Source organism: Nocardiopsis terrae, assembly GCF_014651695.1.
Classification (GTDB): Bacteria; Actinomycetota; Actinomycetes; order Streptosporangiales; family Streptosporangiaceae; genus Nocardiopsis; species Nocardiopsis terrae.
This window is the reverse complement of the sequence record NZ_BMXJ01000002.1, coordinates 442,072-460,173: the sequence shown is the minus strand read 5'-3', so window position 1 is coordinate 460,173 and position 18,102 is coordinate 442,072. Positions and strand designations below refer to the sequence as shown.

General features: G+C 72.0%; 12 protein-coding genes. 5 read left to right on the top strand and 7 right to left on the bottom strand.

Going from position 1 to position 18,102, the window contains the following annotated elements; all coding sequences use genetic code 11:
* Window positions 1–50 precede the first annotated feature (50 nt).
* The gene (locus tag IE195_RS06040; protein WP_191268381.1) at window positions 51–857 is read right to left on the bottom strand and encodes a TIGR03089 family protein; all 807 of its coding nucleotides are present in this window, start codon (window positions 855–857) and stop codon (window positions 51–53) included.
* Between the two features lie 153 nt (window positions 858–1,010).
* Between IE195_RS06040 and IE195_RS06035 the strand changes: the two genes are divergently transcribed.
* From IE195_RS06035 to IE195_RS06025, 3 genes are read left to right on the top strand one after another with little or no spacing between them, the layout of a single operon-like run.
* Window positions 1,011–3,107 carry a hypothetical protein gene (locus IE195_RS06035; RefSeq protein WP_191268380.1) on the top strand — a complete coding sequence of 699 codons (2,097 nt, stop codon included), beginning with the start codon at window positions 1,011–1,013 and terminating at the stop codon, window positions 3,105–3,107.
* Window positions 3,108–3,117: 10 nt separating this feature from the next.
* Window positions 3,118–4,053 (top strand): glycosyltransferase family 2 protein, encoded by a 936-nt coding sequence (locus tag IE195_RS06030; protein ID WP_191268379.1) that lies wholly within the window; start codon window positions 3,118–3,120, stop codon window positions 4,051–4,053.
* Between the two features lie 38 nt (window positions 4,054–4,091).
* Window positions 4,092–5,210: a glycosyltransferase family 4 protein gene (locus tag IE195_RS06025; RefSeq protein ID WP_191269009.1), complete on the top strand. Its 1,119-nt coding sequence runs from the start codon at window positions 4,092–4,094 to the stop codon at window positions 5,208–5,210.
* A gap of 33 nt (window positions 5,211–5,243) precedes the next feature.
* On the opposite strand, the gene IE195_RS06020 is transcribed toward IE195_RS06025, so the two are convergent.
* Complete coding sequence (locus IE195_RS06020) at window positions 5,244–6,017, bottom strand: hypothetical protein (protein ID WP_191268378.1); 774 nt, start codon at window positions 6,015–6,017, stop codon at window positions 5,244–5,246.
* Window positions 6,018–6,115: 98 nt separating this feature from the next.
* A complete protein-coding gene (locus tag IE195_RS06015; RefSeq protein ID WP_229826097.1) occupies window positions 6,116–7,105 on the bottom strand; it encodes a lysylphosphatidylglycerol synthase domain-containing protein in 990 nt (329 codons plus the stop codon).
* A 103-nt stretch (window positions 7,106–7,208) separates the two neighbouring features.
* Between IE195_RS06015 and IE195_RS06010 the strand changes: the two genes are divergently transcribed.
* Window positions 7,209–9,836 (top strand): bifunctional FO biosynthesis protein CofGH, encoded by a 2,628-nt coding sequence (locus tag IE195_RS06010; protein ID WP_191268377.1) that lies wholly within the window; start codon window positions 7,209–7,211, stop codon window positions 9,834–9,836.
* A 126-nt stretch (window positions 9,837–9,962) separates the two neighbouring features.
* Here IE195_RS06010 and IE195_RS06005 read toward each other — a convergent pair whose 3' ends face one another.
* The 4 genes from IE195_RS06005 to cofD form a co-directional block, all read right to left on the bottom strand.
* Window positions 9,963–12,335 (bottom strand): chitinase C-terminal domain-containing protein, encoded by a 2,373-nt coding sequence (locus IE195_RS06005; RefSeq protein ID WP_191268376.1) that lies wholly within the window; start codon window positions 12,333–12,335, stop codon window positions 9,963–9,965.
* Between the two features lie 119 nt (window positions 12,336–12,454).
* Complete coding sequence (locus tag IE195_RS06000) at window positions 12,455–13,690, bottom strand: glycosyl hydrolase family 18 protein (RefSeq protein WP_191268375.1); 1,236 nt, start codon at window positions 13,688–13,690, stop codon at window positions 12,455–12,457.
* Window positions 13,691–14,108: 418 nt separating this feature from the next.
* Entirely contained in the window at window positions 14,109–15,404 is a 1,296-nt protein-coding gene (locus IE195_RS05995) for a coenzyme F420-0:L-glutamate ligase (RefSeq protein WP_191268374.1), read from the bottom strand.
* Window positions 15,401–16,390, bottom strand: a complete 990-nt coding sequence (gene cofD / locus IE195_RS05990) for a 2-phospho-L-lactate transferase (RefSeq protein ID WP_191268373.1) — start codon at window positions 16,388–16,390, stop codon at window positions 15,401–15,403. Before cofD ends, IE195_RS05995 begins: the two co-directional genes overlap by 4 nt.
* A gap of 249 nt (window positions 16,391–16,639) precedes the next feature.
* Between cofD and IE195_RS05985 the strand changes: the two genes are divergently transcribed.
* The gene (locus IE195_RS05985) at window positions 16,640–17,950 is read left to right on the top strand and encodes a hypothetical protein (RefSeq protein WP_191268372.1); all 1,311 of its coding nucleotides are present in this window, start codon (window positions 16,640–16,642) and stop codon (window positions 17,948–17,950) included.
* The last annotated feature ends 152 nt before the right edge of the window (window positions 17,951–18,102 follow it).

The window sequence follows — 18,102 nt, the reverse complement described above, 5'->3', positions numbered from 1 at the left end:
CGACATCACAGACATAAGGCCGACCTCGTCCGGGGCCGCCCGGACCGGGCTCAGCCCACCCGGCGGAAGGGCAGCTCGCCCGCGGGTTCGGTTCCGTACAGGGCGCTCACCCGCTCCGTCCCCATCCGGTCCAGGAACCGCTGGAGGCCGTCCTCGGCCGGGGCGGGGGTCAGCACCAGGGGGACCCCGGAGACGACCGCCGCGGTGAGCACCGCCAACTCCCCGCCCAGGGCGGTGAGCGGGGCGTCCGGGGCGACGACCACGGCGAGCCGGTCCTGCGCGTCCAGCTCCCACTCCCGGGCCAGGGACCGCCCGGCGGCCACCACCTCGGAGCCGGTGAGGGTGCGCCCGGCGGACTCCAGGGCGGGTTCCGCGGGGTCCACCGGGTACGCGGGGAAGTGGTCGCCGTGCCCGCGCACCTCCACGGTGTAGTCGGTGACCATGGGCGGGACCTCGCGCAGCGGCAGGCCCAGCGGGTCCAGGGAAGTGCCCACGACCTCCTCGGCGCCGCTGTCCAGGGCGTCCTCCAGACGGTCCGGGGAGGCCACCGCGACCTCGGCGCCCGGGGCGACCCCGTCCGCGGACAACACCGCCGCGGCACCCACCGACCAGCAGGACAGCAGCCACGCCAACGACTGCCAGTGTGGCGGCAGGGCGAGCGCGACCCGGTCCCCCGGCTGCGTACCGAAACCGTCCACGAGCATGTTGGAGGTCTTGGACACCCAGTTGTCGAGGGTGGCCCGGGACAGCTCGATCCGGTCGCCGAGTTCGTCGTAGGAGGTCACGAACGGTCGGGAGGGATCGGTGGAGACGAGGTCGCGCCAGAGCCGCGCGGGAGAGTCGGACATGGCGCCCATGTTAGGGCGTGTTCGGCGGGCGTCCGCCCTGCCGAGTGTCGCTCGGCACGCCTCCCACGGCGCTCACGGCCGGCCGCGCCGCCCCAGCCGCGCAACGGTTCCGACACGGGGGCGCGGTGTGCGTACCGTGCCGGGAAGTGCCAGAGTTGCCCCATGCGCCTGCTTCCCGGACGGTTCCTCGCCCGTGTGACCGCGCTCCCCGCGATCGCCCTGTCGGCCTGGCTCCTCGTGGCCTTCCTCCTCCTGGTCCTCGGCCAGTTCACCCCGCTGACCGGAGCCGCCCTGGGGCTCCCCGCCGTGGTCGCGGCCTGCGCCCTCCTGCCCCGCCTCGTCCCGGACCCGCCGGTCGACGAGGACGTGCCCTGGTGGCCGGTGATCGCGGTGCTGGCCGTCACCGCGGGCTTCGCGGCGGTCCAGATCGCCTTCCACGCCGAGGCGCTGGTGATCCGGCGCGACCCGGCCTCCTACGCGATGTACACGTCCTGGATCGCGGAGAACGGCTACCTGCCCATCCCGCAGCAGCGCGAACTCATCGCGGGCGACGACCCGGGGCTCAGCTACCAGAGCCTCGCCCACTACGAGCGCGACAACGTCATCTGGCCGCAGTTCATGGCCGGGGCGCCCCTGGTCCTGGCCGTCGGCTACTGGCTGGGCGGACTCGACGGCATGCTCGTGACCGCCCCGGTCCTGGGGGCCCTGGGCGTCCTCACCTTCGCCGGGCTCACCGCCCGCCTCGTCGGTGCCCGCTGGGCCCCGCTGGCCGCCCTGGTCCTGGCGGTCTGCCTCCCCCAGCAGTGGGTCAGCCGGTTCACCTACAGCGAACCCCTCGCCCAGGTCCTGCTCCTGGGCGGCCTGGTCCTCGCCTTCGACGCCCTGGCCCGGCGCCGCAACCTCACCGACCGCTGGCAGTCCCCGCAGACGCTGGCGGCCGTCGCCGGAGTGGTGTTCGGCCTGGGGGTGCTGGTGCGTATCGACGCCATCCGCGACCTCCTGCCGGTGGTGGGCTTCGTCGGCATCCTGCTGGTCGCCCGGCGCGGACAGGCGCTTCCGCTGCTCGCCGGGCTCTGTGCGGGCCTCGCCTACGGGCTGGTCGCGGGGTACGGCTACTCCTACCCCTACCTGGAGTACCTGTCGGACTCGCTGAACCCGCTCCTGCTGATCAGCGCCGGGGTCGTCTTCGCCACCGTCGTGCTCACCGCGGCCCTGTGGCGGTACGGGCTGCCGCACACCGAACGGGTGCGCTGGCTGCCCAACGCGATGGCGCTGTTCACGCTGCTGGTCATGGTCGGTTTCGCGGTCCGCCCGCTGCTGTGGCCGGACTACGGGCACGGCAGCGACTTCACCGACCAGTGGGTCGCCTACGTGCAGGGGGTGGAGGGCCTGCCGATCGAGGGCAGCCGCACCTACTACGACATGAGCCTGTACTGGGTGGGCTGGTACGTGGGGCTGGGCACCGTGCTGTTCGCCTCCCTGGGCGTGGCCCTCGTCCTGCGCAGGCTGACCCTGCGCCGGGACCCGTACTGGCTCCTGCCCGCCATGCTGCTCGTGTGGACGGTCGGCACGACCCTGCTGCGCCCCGCCATCACCCCGGACCACCCCTGGGCCAGCAGACGCCTGATCGTGCTGGTGATCCCCGCGTTCATCCTGTTCGCGGTGTGGTTCCTGGCCTGGCTGACCCGTTACTGCGAGAGGGCCGTCGACGCAGCCCGGGGCGGGCCGCTCGCCAGGTCGCTGCCGGCCGTGCTCGCCGCCGGCGCCGCCGTGTCCCTGCTCGTGCCCGCGGCCGTGACCTCCGCCTGGGGGATCATGGGGTACCGGCAGGACGTGGGGACGGTCGCGCAGACCGAACGGCTCTGCGAGTCGCTGCCGGCCCGCGCCTCGGTCATCGTGGTCGACTCCGGGATGGCCGGGGGGTACATGCCGCTGCTGCGCAACGTGTGCGGGGTGCCCACCGCAGCCCTGGACGACCCCACGCCGGAGTCGGTCGAACGCGTCGTCTCCGCCGTGCACGAGCGAGGCCGGGACGCCGTGCTCGCCGCACCGGAGTGGGATCTGCTGGCCGAGCTGACCGGCCCCCCGGTGGAGCCCGAACGGCACTTCCACGTGGTCGCCGAGATGGACCCGAGTACCCTCATGGAGCCCCCGACCGGGCACTGGACCTTCAACGGAAGCGTGTGGACCGCCGTCCTGCCCGCACCCGAGTGCCCTCCGACGGCCTCGTGCCCCGACCCAGTCACCAGCACAAGCTGAGAAGAACCGGATGAGACCAGCAGACCCGAACCGCCCCGAAGACCCCGAGCAGGACCCGCTCGTGCGGGTCACCGTCGTCCTCCCCTGCTACAACGAGGAGGAGCACGTCGTCGACGAGATCAAGCGGATCTGCTCGGCGATGGACGCCTCCGGGTACGGGTACGAGCTTCTCGCGGTCGACGACGCCTCCACCGACGGCACCCTCACCCGGCTGCGCGAGGCCGCCGGACTCTTCCCGCACATGCGCGTGGTGGCCTTCGGGCACAACGGCGGGTCGGGCACCGTGCGGCGGATCGGCAGCCAGCGGGCCCGCGGCGAGTACGTGGTGTGGACCGACGCGGACATGAGCTACCCCAACGAGCGCATCCCCGAGTTCGTCGCCATGCTCGACGCCGACCCCGAGACGGACCAGGTCGTGGGCGCCCGCACCCAGGAGATGGGCACGCACAAGGCGCTCCGGGTCCCCGCCAAGTGGCTGATCCGCAAGATCGCCGAACGCCTCACCAACACCCGCATCCCCGACCTCAACTCGGGTCTGCGCGTGTTCCGCCGCGACGTCGCCCGCCCCTACCTGCGCCTGCTGCCGCCCGGTTTCTCCTGCGTCACCACCATCACGCTGGCGTTCCTCTCCAACCAGCACCCCGTGAAGTACGTGCCCATCGAGTACGCCAAGCGCGCGGGCAAGTCCAAGTTCCACTTCGTGCGCGACGCCTACCGGTACATCCTCCAGGTGCTGCGCATGGTCATGTACTTCAACCCGCTCAAGGTCCTCATGCCGCCCGCCCTGTGGCTGCTGGGGATCGGCGCGGCCAAGTTCGTCTACGACCAGGTCCGCAACCCGCTCTACATGCCCAACAACACCGTCATGATCCTGATGACCGGGCTGATCATCGCGGCGATCGCGCTCCTGGCCGACCTCATCGTGCGTTCCAGGGAGCACCCGTGACCGAACCGGACCGGACGGCGGGCGGCCCGGGGGTCCCCGTGGCACGGCGCATCGTCCTCGTCGGCCCCGCCCACCCCTACAAGGGCGGCGGGGCCCGGCACACCACCGAGCTCGCGCACCGGCTGCGCGGCCTCGGCCACCGGGTGCGGATCGAGTCGTGGCGGGCGCAGTACCCGGCGGCGCTGTACCCGGGACGGCAGACCATCACCGACCCCGAGGGGGAGCCGTTCCCCGACACCCGGCACGACCTGGCCTGGTACCGACCGGACGGCTGGTGGCGGACCGGGCGGCGGCTGGCCCGGGACGCCGACCTGGTGGTGCTGACCCTGTTCTCGCCGGTACAGGTGCCCGCCTACCTGGGCCTCCTCGCCGGGATCAGGTCGCGGAGCCGGACCGGCACCGGGACCAGGGTGGTGGTGCTGTGCCACAACGTCCTGCCGCACGAACGCCGCGCGATCGACGTCTCCCTGGTCCGTGCGATGCTGCGCCGGGCCGACGGGGTCCTCACCCACTCGTCCGAGCAGGGCCGCCTCGCCGAGGGGCTCCTCGTGCCCGGGGGGCCGGCCCCCGTGGTCGCGGAGATGCCCCCGCACCTGCCCGAGACCGGGGGAGCGCGTTCGGGGGAGCAGCCTGGCGAACACCGGCACCTGTTGTTCTTCGGGATCGTCCGGCCCTACAAGGGTGTGGACGTACTGCTGCGCGCCCTCGCCGAGGGCGCGCCCGAGGACGTCACCCTCACCGTCGCGGGCGAGTTCTGGGGCGGCTCCGCGGACCTGGCCGCCCTGGCGGGGGAACTGGGACTGGCCGACCGGGTCCGGTTCCGGGAGGGCTACGTGCCCGCCGAGGAGCTCCCCGGCCTCCTCGCCGAGGCCGACGCCCTCGTGCTGCCCTACCGTTCCGCCACCGCCACCCAGAACGTGTGGCTGGCCCACGAACACGGGCTCCCGGTCATCGCCACCCGGGCGGGCACCCTCGCCGACCACGTCCGGGACGGGTCGGACGGCCTGCTCTGCGAGCCCGGAGACGTCTCGGACCTGGCCCGGGTGCTGGCCGGGTTCTACCGTCCCGGTGAACCGGCCAGACTCCGGGCGGGGGTCCGCCCGGTCGACGCCGCACCGTACTGGCGGGCCTACACCGACCGGCTCCTCGGGGCCTGAGCCGGTCTCCGGCGCGGGTCCAGGGCCCCGGGCCTACCGCGCGGCCCTGCCCCTCAGGTGCAGGACGGCCGGAACCAGCAGGCAGAGCGCGCCGAGCACGCCCACGGCCAGGGCGACCCGGGGCAGGTGGTCCCGCCGGTCGGAGGGCCCGGAGGCCTCGTCCGCTCCGGCCTCCCGCTGCTGTTCCTGTTCCTCCTCGGTGCCGACCTGGACGCTGGCGAGCGGGCCGCCGCCGACCACCGCGCAGTCGCCGAAGCCGGTCAGGGAGAAGGTCCCGGTGGCGACGCGGACCTCGTAGAAGCCCACCGGGGGCTCCCAGTCCTGCCAGGCCAGGGTGGGTGAACCGTCCCCGGACAGGAGTCGGCCGCCGGTACCGGACAGGGTGGCGGTCAGCGGCCCGGCACGGTCGGCTGCTTCGGTCATCTCCTCGGGGGTGACCCCGGGGAGGGGCTGTGCGTGCGGTGCCAGGGCGAGTTCGAGGTCGGCCACAGCCTCGGCGCCACCGGCGGTCCCGGCGTTCTCTGCGGCCTCCGCGTCCCCGGCGAGTTCGGCCGCCAGGTCCAGGGAGAGCTCCGACCGCCCCTCGGCGGACCGGCTCAGGACGGGGAAGACCTGCCCGACCACGGTGACGGTGCCCGCGCCCCGGTCGCACTCGACCTCGGCGGGTTGGACGTGGGCGTGCGAGGGGCCTTCGGGCGTCGGGTCGGTTGCGGTCGCCGCCGGGGCGGCTCCGAGCAGGGCCGGTACCGGGGCCAGTGACAGGGCGAGGGCGGACAGGACACGTGGGGAGCGGGGGGCCCAGTTCATACGGCATGAGCATAGGCCGCGCCGACCATAAAAGAAAGGTTTCTTTCCTGTTTTGGGCGGGCGTGCTCCGAAGGGACCCGGGCCCGAGGGGGCCGTGTTCAGCCGGGGCCGGTCGCCGGGTCGGACGCGGCGCCGTCAGCGTGCTCCGGCCCGCCTCCCCCACCGGAGCCCGGAGCCCTGGTCAGCAGTACCGCCGACCCGGCCCAACCCACGTCCGCCACCGTCATCACCAGCCGTGACAGGACCGCCACCACCAACGCCGCACCCGCGTCCACCACCGGGGCCAACGCCACCACCAGCACCGCCTCGCGCACTCCCAGCCCGGCGGGGGCGAACACCACCAGCAGCCCCAGGACCCAGGCCAGCGCGTAGGCGCCCACCGCCGGGCCGACCGAGCGCAGCGCGTCGCCGCCCACCGCCCAGGTCAGCAACCACACGTGCAGCCCCAGGGGCACCCAGGCCACCAGGGTCCAGCCCACGGACGCGGCGACCGAACCCCCCTCGACCCTCAGCGGCCCGGCCTCGGCCACCTCACGGAACCGGGAGAAGGGGCGCGCCGCCAACCGCACACCCCGGCCCAGCACACGCGGGTGCAGACAGGCCAGCAGCAGCGGGGCGGCGGCCAGCGCCCACCACCAGCGGCGGGCGGCCTCCACCGAGGACAGGGGCAGCGCCACGGCGGCCACCGCCAGGCTCACGGCCACCGTCACCGCGATCGCCGACAGGGTCGCGGCCGCCCCGCGCGAGCGCGGCACCCGCCAGTCCCGGGCCAGCTCCACCTGGGCCACGAACGCCCACACCGAACCGGGCAGGTACTTGCCGAGCTGCCCGACGAACATCACCCGGGCTGCCGCCGCGCGCGGCAGCGCGGAACCCAGACCGGCGAGCAGTGACCGCCACGCCAGCATCTGCGCCGCCAGTCCCGCCATCCCGGCCAGGGCGGCGGCGGGCAGCACCCACAGCGGGAGTCCGGACACGGCCCCGCGGGCCTGCGTCCAGTTGGCGTACAGGGCCGCGCCCGCGCACGCGCACACCAGCGCGAGCAGGGACAGGCGCACCCACATGTTGCGTCGGAGCCGAGTCAGCACCCCGCCACCCTAGTGCGGTGCGAGGGCGTGCTCCCTGTTCCGGGACGCTCAGACAGGGTGGCGGCCGAGACCGGGAAAGGCCAGGAGCGTAGGGTGAGCCGTTATGAGTGGTGCGAACGACCCTGCCCCAATCCCCACACCCACGGCCTCCGCGATGCGCAGGGCGCTGGCCCGAGCCCGGGACGGCAAGACCCTCGACGTCACCGAGGCCGAGGTACTCCTGCACGCCCGCGGCGAGGCCCTCGACCAGCTCCTGGAACACGCGGGGAGGGTCCGTGACGCGGGCCTGGAAGCGGCCGGGCGCCCCGACGTCATCACCTACAGCCGCAAGGTCTTCGTGCCGTTGACCCGCCTGTGCCGCGACCGCTGCCACTACTGCACGTTCGCGACCGTCCCCGGCCGCCTGGACGCCCCCTTCCTGTCCCCGGACGAGGTCCTGGACATCGCCCGCAGGGGAGCGGAGACGGGCTGCAAGGAGGTCCTCATCACCCTGGGGGACCGGCCCGAGGACCGGTGGAAGCAGGCCGCCGAATGGCTGAACTCGCGCGGCTACGACGACACCCTGTCCTACGTCCGCGCCATGGCCATCATGGTCCTGGAGGAGACCGGGCTGCTGCCGCACCTCAACCCCGGGGTGCTGACCTGGTCGGACCTGCAACGCCTCAAGCCGGTGGCCCCGTCCATGGGCATGATGCTGGAGACCACCTCCAGGCGCCTGTTCGAGGAGAGGGGCCAGCCCCACTACGGCAGCCCCGACAAGGACCCCGCCGTGCGGCTGCGGGCGATGGAGGACGCCGGGCGCTCCAGCGTCCCCTTCACCACGGGCATCCTGCTCGGGATCGGTGAGACGGTCAGGGACCGGGCCGAGTCGATCTTCGCGATGCGCGGGGTCTCCCGCCGCTACGGCGGCATCCAGGAGGTCATCGTGCAGAACTTCCGGGCCAAGCCGGACACCGCGATGATGCACCGCCCCGACGCGGAACGCGACATGATGGCCGCGACCATCGCCGTGACACGTCTGGTCATGGGCCCCAAGGCGCACATCCAGGCCCCGCCCAACCTCATCGCGGCCGAGCGGGGCGGCGTCGACGAGTACGAGCTGATGGTCCGTGCGGGCATCGACGACTGGGGCGGGGTGTCCCCGCTCACCGCGGACCACGTCAATCCCGAACGCCCCTGGCCCCAGATCGACGACCTCGCCGCCCGGACCGCCGCCCAGGGGTTCAGGCTGCGCGAACGCCTCACCGTCTACCCGGAGTACATCCGGGCGGGCGAACCCTGGGTCGACCCGCGCCTGCGCGCGCACATCGAGGCGCTCGTGGACCCGGAGACCGGTCTGGCCCGCGAGGACGCCCCCCTGGAGGGACGCCCCTGGCAGGAGCCCGAGGCGGTCCTGGTCTCCTCCGGCCGCACCGACCTGCACACCGGGATCGACGCCGAGGGGCGCACCTCGGACCGGCGCGGCGACTTCGACGCGGTCTACGGGGACTGGGACGAACTCACCGCGGGGGTGGACCGCAGGGGCGCCGAGCCCAGGCGACTGGACCCCGAGATCTCCGCCGCGCTGCGCAGCGCCGAACGCGACCCGGCGGGACTGAGCGACTCCGAGGCGCTGGCGCTGCTGCACGCCGACGGCGACGCCCTGGAAGCCCTCACCGGACTGGCCGACCGGCTCCGCAGGGACACCGTCGGCGACGACGTCACCTACGTCGTGACCAGGAACATCAACTTCACCAACGTCTGCTACACCGGCTGCCGGTTCTGCGCCTTCGCGCAGCGCCGCACCGACGCCGACGCCTACACCCTCTCCCTGGACCAGGTCGCCGACCGGGCGGAGGAGGCATGGAAGGCGGGGGCCACCGAGGTGTGCATGCAGGGCGGCATCCACCCGGACCTGCCCGGCACCGCGTACTTCGACATCGCCGCCGCCGTCCGCGAGCGGGTTCCGGACATGCACGTCCACGCGTTCAGCCCGATGGAGGTGGTGAACGGTGCGGCCCGCACCAACCTGCCGGTACGCGAGTGGCTGACCCGCGCCCGCGACGCCGGACTCGGCTCGATCCCGGGGACGGCCGCGGAGATCCTCGACGACGAGGTCCGGTGGATCCTCACCAAGGGCAAACTGCCGACCAGCGAGTGGATCGACGTCGTCACGACCGCGCACGACCTGGGCATCCCCACCACGTCCACGATGATGTACGGGCACGTGGACTCACCGCACCACTGGGTGGCGCACATCAAGCTGCTGCGCTCGCTCCAGGAGAGGGCGGTGGAACGCAACGGCAGGCGCGGTTTCACCGAGTTCGTGCTGTTGCCGTTCGTGCACACCAACGCGCCGATCTACCTCGCCGGGCTGGCCCGCACGGGGCCGACCGTCCGCGAGAACCGCGCGGTGCACGCCCTGGCCCGTCTGCTCCTGCACGGGCACATCGACAACATCCAGGGCTCCTGGGTGAAGCTCAACGAGGGCACCTTCCGCCAACTCCTCAACGGCGGCGTCAACGACGTCGGGGGCACGCTGATGGAGGAGACCATCAGCCGGATGGCCGGTTCCGGCCAGGGTTCGTTCAAGACGATCAGCGACATCAGGGCGCTCGTCGAACCCACGGGCCGTCCGGTGCGCCAGCGCACCACGACCTACGGTCCGGTCTCCGAGGAGCGGCAGCGCGTCGCGGAGGCCAGCGACGGCGTGGCCCCGAGCATCCTGCGCCCCGGCCTGCCCGTGGTCTGACCCGGAACAGGAAACGAGGAGCGGGGCGCCGGGTTGGCGTCCCGCCCCTCGTCACCGTGCGGCCCCTCGGGGATGGGCCCGGGGTGAGGGGCCGCCAGTCGCGGGGGTGGGGCCCCGCGGTGCGGGTCAGCAGGTGCCGAGTACCTCCCACGCGCCCCACTCACCGGTGGTGCCGGGCTCGCCCTGAGTCCACCACCGGGCCCTGTACGCCGTGCCGTTGTGCGTCACGGTGTCGCCCTGGGTGTAGGTCCCGGCGGTCCACGCCGGTGCGGTGCAGTCGGCAGGCGGTTCTCCGCCGCCGTCGTCACCGCCCGCGGGTGCGTCGACCAGTGTGCCCTCCCTCGGGTGGTCGTAGGTGATCGCGTACTCGTTGGAGCCGACCGTGACGCGGAAGTTCGAGGGCTGTGAGATCGGGAGCTGGTAGCTGAGGGTGAAGTCCAGCGAACCCCCGGCCGGGATGCTCTGCCAGCCGGGCACGGTCAGCTCCACCCGATGGAAGTCGCCGTCCAGGCCGCCGATGTTGTCCCCGCGGCTGTGCCCCGTCTGCACGTGGGTCAGCCCCATGCCGGACTGGTCGCTCATGTTGGCCGGGGCGGAGGTGCCGTAGTCGAACGTGATCGTCGAGCCGCCGGGGATCTCTCCCGCCGAGTTGTTCGTGACGGTCACGTCCGGGGTGATCGGGTAGTTGTTGTCTCCGAGGGAGAACCCGTGGAAGTCCACGTCGACGTCGAGGACCTCAGCGGGCGCGGCGGTCTCCGCCTTGACCGCGCCGTAGGGGCCCGCGTTGCTCAGCGTCTGGTGCAGCGAGGTGACGAGCGTGTCACCCATGAGGTACTGCTCGGAGTCGGCGTCGTAGGCGTAGTCGCCCGCCATCTCCCAGATCATCACGCCGCCCAGGCCGGTGTCGGCCACGTAGTCGGCCTTGGCGCCGATGGCCTGGTCGGCGTCGCCCGACAGGAACGTCCGGGTGTCCGCGTTCCACCACCACTCGTTCTTGGTCACGTCGTCCCAGTGGCGTGTGTAGGTGCCTTCTAGCCCGTCAGTGACGCCGTAGTCCGCCGCGTAGTCCCCGACGACCCCGTTCTCCAGGTTGAGCACGTGCCAGATCGGGTTCACGCCCGCACCGATCGCGTCGCCGGTCACCGGGTCGCTGTCGAACCACAGGTTGTCGACGCCCTCGGCGCCGTGTCCGCAGGGGACGTTGATGCCGGTGCCCGGTTGGCACTGGTTCTGGTCGGGCAGGGCCGCGGTGCCCCACAGGCCGTTCTCTCCGCCCTGCACGTCCTGCCAGCCACGGGTGTAGAAGGGCACGCCCAGGTTGATCCGGCCCGCCTGCATGGCGCCCCGGAAGTAGTGGTGCGCCCAGTCCGCGTTCAGGTAGCCGATGCCGTCGAAGGCTCCGTAGACGTCGCTCAGCTCGGGGTCCTGGCCGCTGTCGTAGAGCGCGGCGTTGTGCCCCACGAAGTGGTTCCAGGTTCCGTGCAGGTCGTAGGACATCATGTTGACGAAGTCCAGGTACTGGACGATCTGGTGCACCTCCTGGCCGCGCAGCAGCCAGCCGGAGGAGGGTGCAGCGACGGTCAGCTGGTAGTAGGTGCCGTCCTCGGCGGCGGCCTCGTCGAGCTTCTCGCGCAGTACGCGCATCAGCTCCTCGTAGCCCTCCCAGAGCAGGTCGCGCCGGGCGTCGGAGATCCAGTAGTCGTCCGGGCTGCCCGCGCCCTGCATCGAGGTCGCGTACTCGTAGTCGATGTCGAGGCCGTCGAACCCGTACTCGCGCACGAACTCCACGGCGGAGTCGGCGAAGGTCTCGATCCCGGCGTGGTTGACCCCGGTCTCGGTGGTGGTCGTCGAGTAGAAGCCGCCGCTGTCCACCCGCTCGCCTTCGGGGCCGAAGAACCCGCCGGTCTCGGCCCAGCCGCCGACGGCGACCAGGGTCTTCACCCCCGGGTTGTCCTTCTTGAACTTGTTCAGCAGGTTGAAGTGGCCGTCGTAGCCGAACTCGGGGTCAGGCTCCAGACCGGGCTGGTCCCAGGTCATCCCGGTGGCGGGGTTGTCGGGGGTGTCGGGGCCGACGGACAGGCGGTCGTTCTCGTCGACGTGTCCGAACGCGTAGTTGATGTGGGAGATCTTGTCCCAGGGGATGTCGTCGGCCAGGTAGGCGGGCTGCCCGTTGGCGCCGTTGCGCCAGCTGGTGAAGTAGCCGATCACCCTGCGGTCGAGGCCGTTGGGCAGGAGCTCGCGCCCCTCGGCGTCGTAGACGTCGCAGTAGGGGACGTCCAGGCCGGGGGTCTGGTGGAGCCCGTCGGGGCGGCAGTCCTCCCCGGCGGAGGCCGGGGCCGGCGCGCTCGGAGCCGACGGGGCCGGAGCGGGCGCGCTCGGGGCCGGTGCGGGGACGGCGGCGGCGGGAGGTGTGGCGAACAGCAGGCTCGCTGTGACGCCCAGGCCCGCGGCGGCGGCGCTCAGAGCGCGCGCCCAGCGGGGGGAGGGTGTGGCTGTCATCGGGGGTTCCTTCGGGGGAGGAGAAGGCAGACAGGACGGACGGGAAGGTGGTCGGGTGACAGGAGAGGGGAGCGGTCCGGGGAGGGAGTGGCCCCGGACCGCTCATCGGGGGGAGGAGGTCAGCAGGTGCCGACGCGGTCCCAGACGCCCCATTCACCGGTGGTGCCGGGCTCCTCGCCCCGGGTCCACCAGCGGGCGGTGTAGACCGAACCGTCATGGGAGACCGAGTCGCCCTGCGTGTACACGCTGCCGGAGCTCCAGGCGGGGGCGTCGCAGTCGGGGTCGGTCGGCTCGTCGGTCGGCGTGGGGGTGGGCGTGGGGTCCGGGCCGGGGTCGCCGGGGCCGCTGCCCAGTCGGGCGGAGATGGTGTCGGCGAAGGCGTAGCCGTTGGTGGCGTCCCAGTTGATCGACCAGGTCATCACGCCGCCGATGGGGCCGTACGGGGTGTCGGGGGAGAAGGAGCCGCAGTTGGTGCCGGCTTCCAGGCAGTCCAGGGCGGCGACGATGTCGCTGGTGGGCATGTGCCCGCCGCCCGCCGCGGAGGGGACTGCGGGCAGGCCCAGACCGACCTGGCTCGGGTCCAGGCCCATCTCCAGCTGGATGCAGGCCTGGGCGGCGACGAAGTCGCTGGTGCCCTGGTGGTAGACGCCGTTGTCACACCCCAGCATGGAGCCGGAGTTGTAGTACTGCATGTTCACGATGGTGAGGATGTCGGAGATGTTCCCGGCCAGCTGGTAGTAGCCGGCGCTGGTGCTCTGGAAGTCGATGGTCTGCGGGGCCATCGTGATGATCAGGTCGTCCCCGACCTGGTCGCTGAGGTCGCGCAGGGCGTTGGACATGTGCTCGGCGTTGATGCCGTGCTCCAGGTCGATGTCCACGCCGTCGAACCCGTAGTCCTGCATGAGTTCGCGGGTGGTGTCCGCGAAGTTCCGGGCCTGGGTGGGGTTGGTGACGTCGACGTGCCCGAGTTCGCCGCCGACGGAGATGATCACCTTGCGGCCCTCGGCCTGGATGCCCGCGATGTCCTCGCGGAACTGCTCCTCGGTGTAGCCGTTCAGTTCGCTGCTGGCCAGGTTGAAGGTGATGCCGCCGTCGAGTTCGGGGTGGTTGTCGGCGAAGGCCACCGCCACCAGGTTGTACTCGCTGGGGATCTCGGAGAGCGGCATCACCGTGGAGCCGTTGTCGAAGTTGTGCCAGTAACCGGTGAGCCACTGGTCCGTCTGCTGGACCTCGGCGGTGTCGGACACGGTCTCGATCTCCGTGAGCGTGGCCTGACCGCAGGCGGCGACGAGGGCGGTCGCGGCCGCGGCGAGGCCCCCGAGGAGGGTCAGCCGGGTCTTGCGGGGGGTGGACATGCGGGGGTGTTCCTTTCGTCGTGCGGAAGACGAAGAGGCGGCTCGCTGGGAGCCGGGTCGTGAGCCGGGCTAATTGTTAGGAAACTTTAAAGTTGCTGGGGCGGGGCGTCAACGGAAACGGTAAGGAAAGTTTGCAGTTTTCTTGGGCACCCGGTACCACCCGTGACCCCGCATTCCGCACACACGGGATCCACCGAGCCCGCACGAGCCCGCTCTACGCCCGGGTCCGCTCCGTTCGGAGCCCGCAACGCCCCCGCACGGGCGTTCGCGGTCTCCGCCCCTGTGACTGTGCCCCCGCCCCGGTACACCGGAGACGGGGGCACAGTCACAGGGGCACCAGACAGGGAGGCGCCGCGCGGGACCGGGCGGTCGGCGCGGTTCCCGTCAGCGCACGCCCGCCGTCAGTACACGCTCCCGGTCAGCGGACCTCGACGAAGTCGTCCGGGTCGCGAGGCGGCCGGTCCCTGGGCGCCTCGGCCGGGTAACCCACGGCCACCGCGCCCATCGGACGCCAGTCCCCGGGCACGTCCAGCACCTCGCGCACCACGTCCGCGCAGAACATCGTGGAGGAGATCCACGCCGAACCCAGGCCCTCCATGGCCAGGCCCACCAACAGGCTCTGCACCCCGGCGCCCATGGCCACCAGGAACATCGACTGCTCGGCCCCGGCCCGGCGCTCGTCCGGGTAGGGGTGCGCGCCGTCGGCGACCAGGAACGGGACCACCAGGTAGGGCGCGCCGCGCAGGACGTCGCCGCGCCTGGTCCGCCTGGCGATCTGCTCCTCGGTGAAGCCGTCGCCGCGCAGGTCGGCCACCCAGGCCTGGAGCATCGAGTCGAGCAGCCGCTTACGCGTGTCCGCCGACTCCACCAGCACGAACCGCCAGGGCGTGGTGTGGTGCGGGGCGGGCGCGGTCACGGCGGTGGCCACCGCCCGGCGCACCAGGGCCGGGTCGACCGGCCGGTCGGTGAAGGAACGCACGGTCCGGCGGGCCGGGACCACGTCCCGCGATCCGTACCGGAACATGTCGGCGTCGGCCGGGCGCACCAGCTCGGCGGCGCCGGGGCCGTCCTCCTCGGTGACCAGGTCGCCCAGACCCGAGACCACCGCGACCGGAACACCCGAGGTCTTGCCCTTGACCAGCTCCCCGGCGCCCGCGATCTCGTCGGCGACCGCGTTGACCGTCGCCTCCATCAGGTTGCCGTGGGTGTCGACGGTGCCGCGCAGGTCCTGCACGGCGCGCAACCCGGCCGCACCGATGGCCACGTCGGTCTGGCCCACCCGCCACGGGCGGCCGAACGTGTCCGAGACGATCACCCCCACGCGCACGCCCAGGCGTGCCCGCAGACCCGCGCGCAGACCGCGGGCCGAGGCGTCGGAGTCCTCGGGCAGCAGGAGCACGGTGCCGTGCTCGACGTTGGAGGCGTCCACCCCCGCCGCGGCCATGACCAGGCCCTGGCGGGTCTGCACGATCCGGGTCCGGCCCATCCGCGCGACCACGCGCTCGGTCTCGGCGTCGACGGCCTCGTCGCGGTCCCCGCGCACGGAGCGGCCCTCGGCCTTGCTGACGATCTTGGAGGTGACGACCAGGACGTCGCCGTCGAGCAGCGGCTCACCGGAGGCGGCCACGGCGTCGGCGATCAGCGCGGCGATGTCGTCACCCGGACCCACCTCGGGCATCCCGGTGAGTCCGCGTACCCGTACCCCGGCGCTCACCGCTGGCCGGCCCGGCGCTCGGACAGCTCCGCGGCCAGGTCCACGGCGGCCCGGGCGAGTGCCTCGGTGGCCTCGGGGCCGCTCATGTACAGCGGACGCGAGCGCACCTCGATCCCGTCCACCTCGGTGCCGGCGTCGGCCTCGTCGACCAGCCAGCCGTCCAGCAGGTCCGAGCCGAGGTGCTCGGCGACCGCGCCGGCGCTGGTCCGCACACCGATCGCGTCCAGACAGGCGTCCGCCATCCCGCGTACGGGGGCGTCCCCGATGATCGGTGAGACGCCCACCACCGTCTTGGCGGCCATGGCTTCCCGGATGCCCTCGATGTTGAGGATGGAGCCCACGCTCACCACCGGGTTGGACGGCGGGATGATGACGGCGTCGGCGTTGCGGATGGCGCGGATCACACCGGGAGCGGGCTTGGCCTTCTCCGCGCCCAGGCTGATGATCTCCTCTGCGGGCAGCGCGGCGCGGTGTCTGATCCACCACTCCTGGAAGTGGATGGCCCGGCGGCCGTCCCCGTCGTTGACGACCACGTGCGTCTCGACCTGGTCGTCGGTCATCGGCATCAGCCGCACACCGGGCTGCCAGCGGTCGCACAGCGCGGTGGTGATCGCGGAGAGGGGGTAGCCGGCGGCGATCATCTGGGCTCGGACGATATGGGTGGCGGTGTCCCGGTCACCCAACCCGAACCAGGTGGGTTTCATCCCGTAGGCGGCGAGCTCCTCCTTGACGGTGAAGCTCTCGTCGGTCCTTCCCCAGCCCTGCTCCTCGTTGATCCCGCCGCCGAGGGTGTACATCACGGTGTCCAGGTCGGGGCAGATCCGGAGACCGAAGAGGGTGATGTCGTCACCGGTGTTGCCGATGACGGTGATCTGGTTCTCTGTGGCCTGGTTCGATTCGGTGGCCGCGTCCGTTCCGAGGGCGGCCCTGAGGCCGCGGAGGAAACGTGCGCCGCCGATACCGCCGGCCGGTACGACTATCCGCATGCGCCCAAGTCTGGCAGGCTGGGGGCGTGTATGGGTCGTCTGCCCCGCAGTGGATACGATCCGGTGTGACCGATTCGGTACCGACGGTGCGTGAACCTTCGGGCGGCGGTCGCCATCCCATCTCATCGGCCCTGCGTTCGGTGTCCCCGTTGTTCCTTCCCGGGCGCGCTTGGGTCGATTCACCCGACAGCCCGACGATATGCCAAGCTTCCTCCGACGCGACGGCGAAGCAGCAGAGGGGAACCTCTCTTGAACAACGAAACACTAGAACGCCTGCGCCTGCCCGGGGCCTGGGTCCTGCTGGGCGCCGTGGGCGTCCAGATGCTCGCCGGACTCATCTCGATGATCATCCGGTCGAACGACCAGTACTCGAGCTTTCCCCTGGCGATGACCAGTAGCGGCGGCAGTTTCTACGGAATCACCACCACGCTCCTGATCATCGGCGCGGTCGCCCTGGTGCTCACCAGCGAGCGGGCCAGGGCCTCGGCCTTCCCCGTGGTCCTGACCTCGATGATCATGGTCGGTATCGGGTTGCTGTTCTGCCTCATCAGCGCGATCAGCGGTTTCGTGGACGTGAACGACGGCGGTCTGGCCTTCGCCGGCTTCCTCTCCACCGCTGCCCAGGGCGCGGTGCTCGGTTTCTTCGGGTTCTACCTGATCAAGATCTTCAACGACCCCACCGTGGTCCCGCGGGCGCAGCCGCAGCAGCAGATGTACAACCAGCAGCCGTTCCCGCCCGCGACCGGTGCCCAGCAGTCGTTCGCCCAGCCCGGCTACCCGGTGGCTGACCCCGCGCAGCAGGCCTACGGTTACGACGCCCAGCAGCAGGCCGCCTACGGCCAGGACGCGGCTGCCCAGCAGCAGGCCGCCTACGGCCAGGACGCCTACGGTCAGGTGCAGCCGCAGTACGGCCAGGACGCTGCCGCGCAGCAGGCCTACGGCTACGACCCGGCCCAGCAGGCCGCCTACGGCACCGGCGCCCAGCAGGCCTACGGTCAGGACGCGGCGGCGCAGCAGGCCTACGGGACCGGCGCGCAGCAGGCCTACGGCTACGACCCGGCCCAGCAGGCGCAGGCCTACGGCACCGGCGCCCAGCAGGCCTACGGCTACGACCCGGCCCAGCAGGCGCAGGCCTACGGCACCGGCGCTCAGCAGGCCGCCTACGGGACCGGCGCCCAGCAGGCCTACGGACAGGACGCCTACGGCCAGGTGCAGCCGCAGTACGGCCAGGACGCTGCCGCGCAGCAGGTCAACGAGTACGGCCAGGCCTACGACCCGTCCCAGTACGCGCCGCAGGCCGGGGCCGACCAGCAGGCCCAGGACGCCATCCAGCACGGTTGGTACCAGAACCAGGCCCAGCAGGGGCAGGACGCACCCGCCGAGCCCGGAGTTGAACCATTCTTTAACTCCGGTGAGAACACTGGTGGTGAGTCGTCCGACCAGAGTGGTGGGACGTACGGAAGCCAGTACGGCTCCGGCTCCGGCTACGGCTCTGACCAGCAGGGACAGGGCGGTACCGACAACCAGCAGAACTGGTACGGCAGCGACGGCCAGCGCTGAACCGGCTCGGGCCACCGCGCTCTCCGCACCTTGGGAAGGTACGTGAATTGCGTGGTAATCCACAGAACGGACATCGCGGGCCTGCCGTTCACGGTTCGTTACATGATATTCAGTGGATTACCACGTAGGGCGCTTGACTCACAGTGAGGCGC

Coding starts and splice junctions, on each gene's coding strand:
- cofD (WP_191268373.1), bottom strand. CDS start 16,390: ATGCGGATAGTCGTACCGGCCGGCGGTATCGGCGGCGCACGTTTCCTC.
- IE195_RS06000 (WP_191268375.1), bottom strand. CDS start 13,690: ATGTCCACCCCCCGCAAGACCCGGCTGACCCTCCTCGGGGGCCTCGCC.
- IE195_RS06030 (WP_191268379.1), top strand. CDS start 3,118: ATGAGACCAGCAGACCCGAACCGCCCCGAAGACCCCGAGCAGGACCCG.
- IE195_RS06020 (WP_191268378.1), bottom strand. CDS start 6,017: ATGAACTGGGCCCCCCGCTCCCCACGTGTCCTGTCCGCCCTCGCCCTG.
- IE195_RS06005 (WP_191268376.1), bottom strand. CDS start 12,335: ATGACAGCCACACCCTCCCCCCGCTGGGCGCGCGCTCTGAGCGCCGCC.
- IE195_RS06040 (WP_191268381.1), bottom strand. CDS start 857: ATGGGCGCCATGTCCGACTCTCCCGCGCGGCTCTGGCGCGACCTCGTC.
- IE195_RS06035 (WP_191268380.1), top strand. CDS start 1,011: ATGCGCCTGCTTCCCGGACGGTTCCTCGCCCGTGTGACCGCGCTCCCC.
- IE195_RS06010 (WP_191268377.1), top strand. CDS start 7,209: ATGAGTGGTGCGAACGACCCTGCCCCAATCCCCACACCCACGGCCTCC.